The 9,233-nt window shown below is 68.9% G+C and carries 7 protein-coding genes (1 of these 7 running past the window's edge); 5 read left to right on the top strand and 2 right to left on the bottom strand.

Features of this window, described 5'->3' with window-relative positions:
- The 3 genes in view from ACPP3B_RS06690 to ACPP3B_RS06680 are tightly spaced (at most 27 nt apart) and all read left to right on the top strand, a layout consistent with a single transcriptional unit that may run on beyond the window.
- Nucleotides 1–1,933: the 3' portion of an ABC-F family ATP-binding cassette domain-containing protein gene (locus ACPP3B_RS06690; RefSeq protein ID WP_424860113.1), read on the top strand. The gene continues 14 nt to the left of window position 1, outside the view; the window shows 1,933 of its 1,947 coding nt (coding positions 15–1,947); the start codon falls outside the window, past its left edge; it ends in the stop codon at nt 1,931–1,933.
- Entirely contained in the window at nt 1,930–2,583 is a 654-nt protein-coding gene (locus ACPP3B_RS06685; protein WP_424860112.1) for a LysE family translocator, read from the top strand. Before ACPP3B_RS06690 ends, ACPP3B_RS06685 begins: the two co-directional genes overlap by 4 nt.
- Nucleotides 2,584–2,610: 27 nt before the next feature.
- A complete protein-coding gene (locus ACPP3B_RS06680) occupies nt 2,611–3,279 on the top strand; it encodes a histidine phosphatase family protein (protein WP_424860111.1) in 669 nt (222 codons plus the stop codon).
- 12 nt (nt 3,280–3,291) lie between these two features.
- Here the strand turns inward: ACPP3B_RS06680 and ACPP3B_RS06675 are convergent, their stop codons facing one another.
- Both ACPP3B_RS06675 and ACPP3B_RS06670 read right to left on the bottom strand, forming a co-directional pair.
- Nucleotides 3,292–4,161 (bottom strand): creatininase family protein, encoded by an 870-nt coding sequence (locus tag ACPP3B_RS06675; protein WP_299022277.1) that lies wholly within the window; start codon nt 4,159–4,161, stop codon nt 3,292–3,294.
- A 26-nt stretch (nt 4,162–4,187) separates the two neighbouring features.
- Nucleotides 4,188–5,456, bottom strand: a complete 1,269-nt coding sequence (locus ACPP3B_RS06670) for an SAM-dependent methyltransferase (protein WP_299022275.1) — start codon at nt 5,454–5,456, stop codon at nt 4,188–4,190.
- Between the two features lie 175 nt (nt 5,457–5,631).
- Between ACPP3B_RS06670 and ACPP3B_RS06665 the strand changes: the two genes are divergently transcribed.
- Complete coding sequence (locus ACPP3B_RS06665) at nt 5,632–7,845, top strand: protein-disulfide reductase DsbD family protein (RefSeq protein WP_424860110.1); 2,214 nt, start codon at nt 5,632–5,634, stop codon at nt 7,843–7,845.
- A 77-nt stretch (nt 7,846–7,922) separates the two neighbouring features.
- Nucleotides 7,923–9,035, top strand: coding sequence for a uroporphyrinogen decarboxylase (gene hemE, locus ACPP3B_RS06660; RefSeq protein ID WP_424860109.1), 1,113 nt, complete (start codon nt 7,923–7,925; stop codon nt 9,033–9,035).
- Nucleotides 9,036–9,233: the final 198 nt, after the last annotated feature.

The raw sequence follows: 9,233 nt of genomic DNA, 5'->3' as shown, positions 1-9,233 counted from the left end.
ATGCATGGCAGTGTCGATGGCCTACGGGCACGTGCCGCTGTTGGACGGGGCCGACTTCACCCTGGACGCCGGCGAACGGGTGGGCCTGGTGGGACGCAATGGCTGCGGCAAATCGACGCTGTTGCGGTTATTGGCCGGCTTGGTACACCCCGACAGCGGGGCGGTGCAGCGGCGGCAGGGGCTGCGTTGGGCGTACGTGGCGCAGGAGCCGGCGTTCGAGGACCAACACACGGTTTTCGAGGCGGTCGCCGACGGTCTGCAGGAGGTTCGCACATGGCTGCAGCGGTACATGGCGGCCACGCCCGGCGAGGATTTGGATGCGCTGCAGAATGCGATCGAGGCGGTGGACGGCTGGCGCTGGGAGCAGCGCGTGGCCGAAACGCTGGCGCGCCTGCGGCTGCCCGCGGACGGCGTGCTGCAGACGTTGTCGGGTGGCGTGCGCAAGCGCGTGGCGCTGGCGCGGGCACTGGTGGGTCGGCCCGACGTGTTGTTGCTCGACGAGCCGACGAACCACCTGGACATCGATGCAATCGATTGGCTGGCGGAGCAGCTGCTGGCGTTTCGGGGGAGCGTGGTGGTGATCAGCCACGACCGTTATTTTCTGGACCGGGTAGTGACCCGCATCGTGGAGCTGGATCGCGCGCGCTTGCAGTCTTACCCCGGCAACTTCAGCCGTTATGAGGCCCTGAAAACCGAACAGCTGGCCCAAGAAGCCGTGGTGCAGGCCAAGGCCGACCGGCTGCTGGCCCAAGAAGAAGCGTGGATCCGCAAGGGTGTGGAGGCACGCCGCACGCGGGCACAGGCACGCATCGAGCGGTTGCAGCGGCTGCGACGGGCACGCGCCGAGCGGCGCGAGGCGGTCGGCCAGGTGCGGCTGGAGCTGGCGCGCGGACAGGCGAGTGGGCGCCTGGTGGCGGAATTGGAGCGGGTGAGCCTGGCGCTGGGTGAGGGGGCACAGCGCACGACCATCGTGCGTGATTTGTCCTTGACGGTGCTCCGAGGTGACAAGATTGGACTCATCGGCCCCAACGGCGCTGGCAAGACGACACTGTTGCGTCTGTTGCTGGGTGAGTTGGCGCCCGATGCGGGCCAGGTGCGTCTGGGCAGCCAGTTGGCGGTGGCGTATTTCGACCAAATGCGCGACGCGCTGGACCTCGACGCCACGCTGGAAACAGCCATCAGCCCGGGCAGCGACTGGATCGAGTGCGAGGGACGACGCATGCACGTGCGCAGCTACTTGGCCGATTTTTTGTTCTCCCCGGCCCGCGCCCAGAGCCTGGTGCGCTCGTTGTCGGGAGGCGAGCGCAACCGGCTACTGCTGGCGCGGCTGTTCGCGCGACCGGCGAACGTGCTGATGTTGGACGAACCGACCAACGACCTCGACATCGACACGCTGGAGCTGCTCGAGCAGCGATTGGCGGACTATCCCGGCACGGTGTTGCTGGTAAGCCACGACCGGCGCTTTCTGGACGCGGTGGTGACGAGCACGCTGGTGTTCGAGGGCGACGGCTGCTGGCGCGAATACGAAGGCGGAGTGCAAGACTGGATGACGCAGTCGATGCGGCTGCATGGGCGGGTGCCGGTGTGGCCATCGGCCTGGCGGGACGAGGACGCGCCGGGCCGGGCCGAAACGAAGGCGACCGAGACAGCGACCGCACCCCGCGCCGCCTCCACGACGGCGGCTCCCGCCCCGCGCCGCTTGGGTTACAAAGAGCGGCGAGAACTGGAGGCGTTACCGAGACGCATCGATGCACTGGAGGCCGAGCAGCGTGCGATCGAGGCCGAGCTGGCCGACGGCACGCTGTACGGACGTGACCCCCAGCGGGCGCAGACGCTGGCCGAACGGCACGGGGCGATCGAAGCAGCGCTGATGGAGGCGCTGGAGCGCTGGGAAGCCCTGAGTGCGTGCGAGCGCGGTGAGCCCCATCCATGACCTGGAGTGAATTCCTGGCCCTGCTGACGCTGGCCACGGCCACCAGCTTCACACCTGGTCCCAACACCACACTCTCGACCACCCTGGCGGCCAACGGGGGGCTGCGTCGCGCCTTGCCTTTCGTGTGTGCCGTGCCAGTGGGTTGGTCGTTGCTGCTCGCGTTGTGCGCCGCCGGCGTGGGGGCGGTGGTGCTGGCCGTGCCGGCGCTGCGGCTGGGAATCCTCTGGGGCGGGGTCGCTTACCTGCTGTGGCTGGCGTGGCGGCTGGCCGGCGCTTCGACACTGGCACGCGGCGAGTCGGATGCCCTGGCCATCACGTTTTGGCGCGGGGTGAGCCTGCAGTTCTTGAACATCAAGGCCTGGATGCTCGCGCTGTCCATCGTGGCGGGCTGGATCGCGGGACACGCACACGCGTGGCCGCGGTTCTGGCTGGTGCTGCCGGTGATGGTGTTCTATGCTTTTTCAAGCAACCTGACCTATGCGCTGGTGGGCTCGGTACTGCGCGGCTGGCTGGCGGGGCCCGTGGTCGAGGGCCGACCGAGCGGGCGGCGCCTACGGGTTTTCAATCGCGTGATGGCTGCGGCGTTGGTGGTCACGGCGGTGTGGATGGCATCGAGCGGCATGGGTGGCGTCGCTCACGCGACCGGATGACCGGGTGTGGCGACCGACAATGGGCGCATGGGAACGATCCACCTCGTGCGCCACGGGCAGGCTTCTTTCGGCAGCGACGACTACGACCGCCTGAGCGCGTTGGGCTGGCAACAGGGGCGGCGCCTGGGCGAGTATTTTCGCGCGCACGGGATGCGGTTCGACGCGGTGCTGACGGGCACCCTGCGCCGCCACCACGAGACCTGGCAGGCCATTCGAGACGGTGGGCAGATCGAGGGTGAGGCCCAGGTCTGGCCAGGGCTGGACGAGTACGACAGCGCCGCGCTGATCGAAGCCCTGAATGCGCCCCCGCCGGGCGACCCGCACACGCCGCAGGGCTACCGAGCGCACTTTCGTCTGCTGCGCGATGCGTTACAGCAATGGATGGCGGGGGTGATCTCGCCGCGCGGCATGCCGACCTACGACACCTTCGTGCGAGAAGCGGTGGCGGTGCTGGCGCATGTGCGCGCCCAGTATGCGGGTGACGTGCTGGTGGTGACCAGCGGCGGCCCCATTGCTACCATCGTCGGGCATTTGGTGGCGGCCTCGCCAGAGGCGACGATCGAGCTCAATCTGCGCATGCGCAACACGAGCGTGACGGAAGTCGCGCACACCCCGAAGCGATGCGCGCTGGTGAGTTTCAACGCACTGCCGCACTTGAGCGAGCCCCAGCATCGCGAGTGGATCACGCACGCGTGAGCGCCGCGCCACTCAGGCGCCGCCTTCCTCCATCGACGGCCCAGCCACCGCCGTGGTGAGAGGCACGGCCATCACTTCCAGCAACAACTGGGCGAGCGACCGACCCGCCGCGGCCACCACCCGCCGACCCCATTCGGCGTCGGCGGCCGTCGCGTTGCCGGCCGCGCCCGCCGGGTGCAGGTCTTGCATTTGCCAAGCGAATTTGGCGCTGCGGCCATTGCCCAGCAGCGGATAGCGCTGGGCACGCTGCTCAGAGGACGAGGCAAAGTCACGCGCCGCCGCCAGCGCCACCCGCTGCGGGGCCATCGCCAGCATGAGTGCCGTCTCCACTTGGCCCGCGTGCACGCCGAAGCGGCGCTCGCGCGCCGACAGATCGGACTGCAGGTCGTGGCCGTCGGCCTCGGTCCACGGCAGGTCGTACCAGTTGACGCCCCACACGAGCACGTCGTGCCGCGCCCGCAGCTCGCGACCGGCCATGTCCATCAACCCCACGTGCCCCCCATGGCCGTTGAAGAAGACGAGCTTGCGCACGCCGGCGCGCGCCACGGACGCGCCGATGTCGCCCAGCAGGGCGAGTGCGGTCGGCGCCGACAGGGTGAGGGTGCCGGGGTAGCGCGCGTGCTCGGGACTCAAGCCCACGGCTTGCGTCGGCAGGGCATAGATCGGCGCGTCGGGTGGCAGGTGGGGGGCAGCGGCCGCCAGCACGGCCTCGGCAATGGCGGTGTCGACCCCGAGCGGTAAATGGGGACCGTGCTGCTCGGTCGCGCCCAGTGGCAACACGGCCACGGTGCGCGCGGGGTCGAGCGCCTGTACCTCCGGCCAGCGCAGGTCGGCCCAGCGCTTCAGGGTCGGGGACGGTGCAGCAGCGGGCGAGACGGACATGGGCCCATCTTAGCCAATCGCGCCGATCAACCGCCCGGCCCGCGCGTTTGGCCCTCGTAGATCCAGCGCCGTGACCACGGCAGCTCCTGCGCGCTGCGGCCCGCGCGCCGGCACAGCACCTGAAAGATCGAGACCTGATCGTGCTCGAACGCCCAGGCGCAGCCCGCCAGATAGACACGCCAGATGCGCCAGGTTTTCTCGGGCACCATCGCGCGCAGGGCATCGCGCTGCGCCTCGAAGGCGCGGCTCCAATGCGTCAGCGTCAGCGCGTAGTGGCGGCGCAGGCTCTCGACGTCGAACGGCTCCAATCCGCCCTCTTGCAGGGTGCGCAGCACCGTGCCGATGTGCGGCAGCTCCCCATGCGGAAAGACGTAGCGATCGATGAAACGGCCACCGCCGTGCGGCGTCTCGCCATCGTGGGGATCGGTGGTAGTGATGCCGTGGTTGAGGCACCAGCCACTGGGCGCCAGTCGGTCGTGGATGATGCGAAAGTACTCCGGCAGATGGCGCAGCCCGACGTGCTCGAACATGCCGACGCTGGTGATGCAGTCGTAGGTACCGTCGACGTCACGATAGTCCTGCAGGCGAATCTCGACCCGGTCGGCAAGCCCGGCAGCGGCCACACGCTCGCGCGCCAGGTCGTACTGCGCCTGCGACAGCGTGATGCCGACACAGCGCGCGCCGAACGCCTGCGCGGCACGCATGACGAGCGCGCCCCAACCGCAACCGATGTCGAGTAAGGTCTGGCCAGGCTGCAACCGCACCTTGGTCAAAATGTGGTCGATCTTTTTGCGCTGCGCGGTGGCCAGGTCCTCGTCGCCCTGCTCGAAATAGGCGCACGAGTAAACCATGGCCGGGTCGAGCCAGCGCGCGTAGAAATCGTTGGAGACGTCGTAGTGGTACTGGATGGCCTCGCGGTCGGAGCGGCGGGTGTGCGTCGTCAACGCCCGCACCCAACGCGAAAGGGCGCCCGGCGTGCGGGACTCTGACTCGGCGCTGGCCGCCACCAGCGTTTGCGCCATGGCGATGACATCCTCGATCGCGCCTTCGACGTCGATACGACCCTCGACATACGCCTCGCCCAGCGTATCCAGGCTGGGGGCCAGCAGCGCGGGCAGTGCCGCGGCATCGCGCACGGTGATGGTCACCCGTGGCTGTTCGAAGTTCCCCAGGTCCCAAAATGGCGCCTCGCCCGCCGCGCCCGCGTCGGTGTGCCAGCGCACACGCAGCGGCAGATCGACGCGCTCGCGCCAGCGGCGCACCCAGCTCTCGATGGTGTGGTCGATGGACAGCATGTCCTCTCCTCGTTCCAACAACACACGTATGGATACGATTTCGCCTGATCATTGTTGAACGAGCGGCCCGAAATGGGAAGCCCCCGGCCGGTATGGGTGGGCGGCGCCTGCAAGCCTGCCGCGACTGCCCGACAATCGGGAACGCTGCACCGACTTTCCGATCATGAGAGGTGACATGACGTCCGCGACCGCCCGCCCCATCGACCCCCTGCGCCCCGTACGCGCGTGGCTGCTGTTTTGGTTGCTGCTGTTTTCGCCTTGGGTGGCCGCACAAGGTGGCTGGTCACTGCCCGGGCGCTCGACCACGCCGACCGCGGTGGCGCAAAGTGAGTATTCGCGCGTCGAGCTGCTGGCGCACGCCCCCGAAGGCGTCGCGCCGGGTCGGCCCTTGTGGTTGGGCCTGCGCATCGAACACACACCCGAGTGGCACACCTATTGGAAAAACCCGGGTGACTCGGGCCTGCCGATCGAACTCGAGTGGACGTTGCCAGACGGGCTACAGCCGGGTGAGGTGCAGTGGCCCACCCCGCGCAAGTTCCCCATTGGTGAGTTGGCCAATTACGGCTATGACGGCACGCTGCTGCTGCCGGTACCGGTCACCGTGTCGCGCCTCGCGGACGGGCCCACCCTGACCGTGCAAGTGCGCGCCACCTGGCTGATCTGTCGCCGCGAATGCGTGCCGGAGGAGGCGCGGCTGCAGCTGCAAATACCGACGGACCGCCCCCTTACGGAGCACGCGGCCGCCTTCGAGGCGGCGCTCGCGGCCGTGCCGCGCACGATCGAGGGACGCGGCGAGCTGCGCGTGGAGGGCGAGCGGCTGCGGCTGCAGGTGGCGGGATTGCCCCCCGCATGGCGCGGGCAGCGGCTCGAATTTTTTCCGGAGACGGGCAATCTCATCGCACCGGGTGCGCCGTGGGAGCAGCGTTGGGACGGCGATACCTGGCACGCCAGCGTCCCGCTGACGCCCTACCGCAGCGAGGCTCCCGACCGTCTGGCATTCGTGCTGGCGCCACCGGCGCCCCAGCCCCATGGCCTGGCTACAGCGGGTGTGCGGCTCGACTGGCCCGTGGCGGGTCGCTGGCCGCCCGTGGCGCCAGCGCCCGCTGCCACGCCAGCCCTGCCGACGCCCGTGCCCGCCAATCCGCCACCGTCGTCGCTGGGCTTCGCCCTGGCTTTGTTGGGGGCGTTGGTGGGCGGGATGGTGCTCAACCTGATGCCGTGCGTCTTTCCCGTGTTGGCGATCAAGGTCATGGCGTTTCAATCGCACGGCAGCGACGCGCGCGCCCACCGGCTGCGTGGGCTGGCCTACACCGCGGGCGTGGTGTTGTCGTTTCTCGCCCTGGGTGCCGTTTTGCTCGGGCTGCGCACGGCGGGTGAGGCCGTGGGCTGGGGGTTTCAGCTGCAAAACCCCTGGGTCGTCGCTGGCTTGGCCACGCTGTTCACGCTGATCGGCCTCAATCTCGCGGGGGTGTTCCACCTGGGTCAGCTCGCGCCCCCGGGGCTGGCTGGCCTGCAGTTGCGCCATCCGCTGGCCGATGCCTTTTTGACCGGGGTGCTGGCCACCGCGATCGCCTCGCCCTGTACCGCGCCGTTCATGGGGGCGTCGCTGGGGCTGGCGGTGACGCTGCCGGCGGCGCAGGCGCTCAGCGTCTTTGCCGCCCTGGGCCTGGGGATGGCGCTGCCGTATCTGGCGGCCAGCTTCTGGCCTGCGCTGGCACGGCGCCTGCCAAGGCCCGGGCCGTGGATGGAGACGTTCCGGCACGCGATGGCGTTTCCGATGTTCGCCACCGTCGTCTGGCTGCTGTGGGTGCTGGGACAGCAAAGCGGCATCGACGGCGCGGCAGCGCTGCTGGCTCTACTGGTGGCGTTGGCCTTTGCCCTGTGGGCCTGGTCGTTGCGCGGACGCGCGCGCTGGGTACTGGGCAGTGTGGCCGTGGCGCTGCTGGGATGGCTAGGCACCGTCTGGGGCCCGCGCGTCGGGCAGTTGATACCGGCAAATGTGGCCAGCGATGGCACCACCGCGGCCGCCGACGAGGCGCTGGCGGGCGATTTGGTGTGGCAGCCCTGGTCGCCCGAGGCGGTCGAGCGGCTGCTGGCGCGCGGCCAGCCCGTGTTCGTTGACTTTACTGCCGCGTGGTGCGTGACCTGCCAGGTCAACAAAAAAACGACACTGAGCCACCCCGACGTGCTGGCCGACATGCGCGCCAAAGGGGTGCAACTGCTGCGTGCCGACTGGACGCGCTACGACCCCGTCATCACCGCCGAGCTGGCCCGCCTGGGGCGCACCGGGGTGCCGGTCTATGTGCTGCTCGCCCCCGGGCGTGCGCCACGGGTGCTGTCGGAACTGCTGTCGGTACGCGAGGTGCGCGAGGCACTGGCGACGCTGTGACGGCGCCCGCGCCCGGACGCGGAGCCGCGACACGGGATAATGCGGCATCCACCGGCTCCCCATCGCTGCGACCACCCATGCCCTTCGCCCCTTTGCAAAACGACACTTTCCTGCGCGCCTGCCTGGGGCAGGCCACCGAATACACGCCGATTTGGCTGATGCGCCAGGCGGGGCGCTATTTGCCCGAGTACCGGGCCACGCGCGCACGCGCGGGCAGCTTCATGGGGCTAGCGACGAACGTGGACTACGCAACCGAGGTGACGCTGCAGCCCCTGGATCGCTACGCGCTGGATGCGGCGATTTTGTTTTCGGACATTCTGACCGTGCCCGACGCCATGGGCCTGGGGCTGCACTTCGTCAACGGCGAGGGGCCGCGGTTCGAACGTGCCGTGCGCACCGAAGCCGACGTGGCCGCACTGGCCGTGCCCGATATGGAACGCCTGCGGTACGTGTTCGACGCCGTCACCAGCATCCGGCGCGCGCTGGGCGGGCGGGTACCGCTGATCGGGTTTTCGGGCAGCCCTTGGACGCTGGCGTGTTACATGGTCGAGGGGGGCGGGTCGGACGATTACCACCACGTCAAGCGCATGCTCTACAGCCGACCGGATCTGATGCACCGGCTGCTGGCAGTCAACGCCGACGCGGTGGCGCACTATTTGCGCCAGCAGATCGAGGCTGGGGCGCAGGCGGTGATGGTGTTCGACAGCTGGGGTGGGGTGTTGGCCGATGGGGCGTTCCACACCTTCAGCCTCGCCTATACCCGCCGCGTTCTCGAACAACTGCCACGCGAGCACGCGGGCCAGGTGATTCCGCGCATCGTCTTCACCAAGGGGGGCGGGCAGTGGCTGGAAGCGATGGCCGAGCTGGACTGTGACGTGCTGGGGCTGGACTGGACGGTCAACCTGGGGGCTGCGCGCCAGCGCGTTGGCGGGGTACCGGGCGGGCCGGGCAAAGCGTTGCAAGGCAATCTGGACCCCGCGGTGCTGCTGGCCACGCCCGAGGCCATCGAGCGCGAGGCCGTAGGCGTGCTGGAATCCTTCGGGCCGCCGCACACCGACCCGAGCCAACGCGGGCCCACCCACATCTTCAACCTGGGACACGGCATCAGCCTGCACACGCCCCCGGAGCACGTGCACGTGCTGGTCGAGACGGTGCATCGCCATTCGCGCCAGATGCGGCAACGTACTTGACGGCGCGGGTCGCGATTCGTCGGTTGTTATGCACAGATGGCCGCAAGCGGGCCAGCCTGTCCATCGGCAAGGGAAGCACTCGACAATCCTCCTGCGAACCGACGTAAGTCATTGATATGAAAGCCATTACCGGCCACCTCTCCGGGGAGTCGAAAAACCGTGGAGTACCGCCACATCAAGGACTTACGCGCAAGATCC

Origin of the sequence: Tepidimonas sp. HKU77 (genome assembly GCF_049728535.1) — a bacterium.
In the GTDB taxonomy this organism is placed as follows: domain Bacteria; phylum Pseudomonadota; class Gammaproteobacteria; order Burkholderiales; family Burkholderiaceae_C; genus Tepidimonas.
The sequence above is the reverse complement of the archived record's forward strand: the minus strand, read 5'-3'. Positions and strand labels throughout refer to the sequence as shown.

What these genes read in the sequence shown, in the direction of transcription:
- ACPP3B_RS06685 (WP_424860112.1), top strand. Translation starts at nt 1,930, where the DNA reads ATGACCTGGAGTGAATTCCTGGCCCTGCTGACGCTGGCCACGGCCACC.
- ACPP3B_RS06680 (WP_424860111.1), top strand. Translation starts at nt 2,611, where the DNA reads ATGGGAACGATCCACCTCGTGCGCCACGGGCAGGCTTCTTTCGGCAGC.
- ACPP3B_RS06675 (WP_299022277.1), bottom strand. Translation starts at nt 4,161, where the DNA reads ATGTCCGTCTCGCCCGCTGCTGCACCGTCCCCGACCCTGAAGCGCTGG.
- ACPP3B_RS06670 (WP_299022275.1), bottom strand. Translation starts at nt 5,456, where the DNA reads ATGCTGTCCATCGACCACACCATCGAGAGCTGGGTGCGCCGCTGGCGC.
- ACPP3B_RS06665 (WP_424860110.1), top strand. Translation starts at nt 5,632, where the DNA reads ATGACGTCCGCGACCGCCCGCCCCATCGACCCCCTGCGCCCCGTACGC.
- hemE (WP_424860109.1), top strand. Translation starts at nt 7,923, where the DNA reads ATGCCCTTCGCCCCTTTGCAAAACGACACTTTCCTGCGCGCCTGCCTG.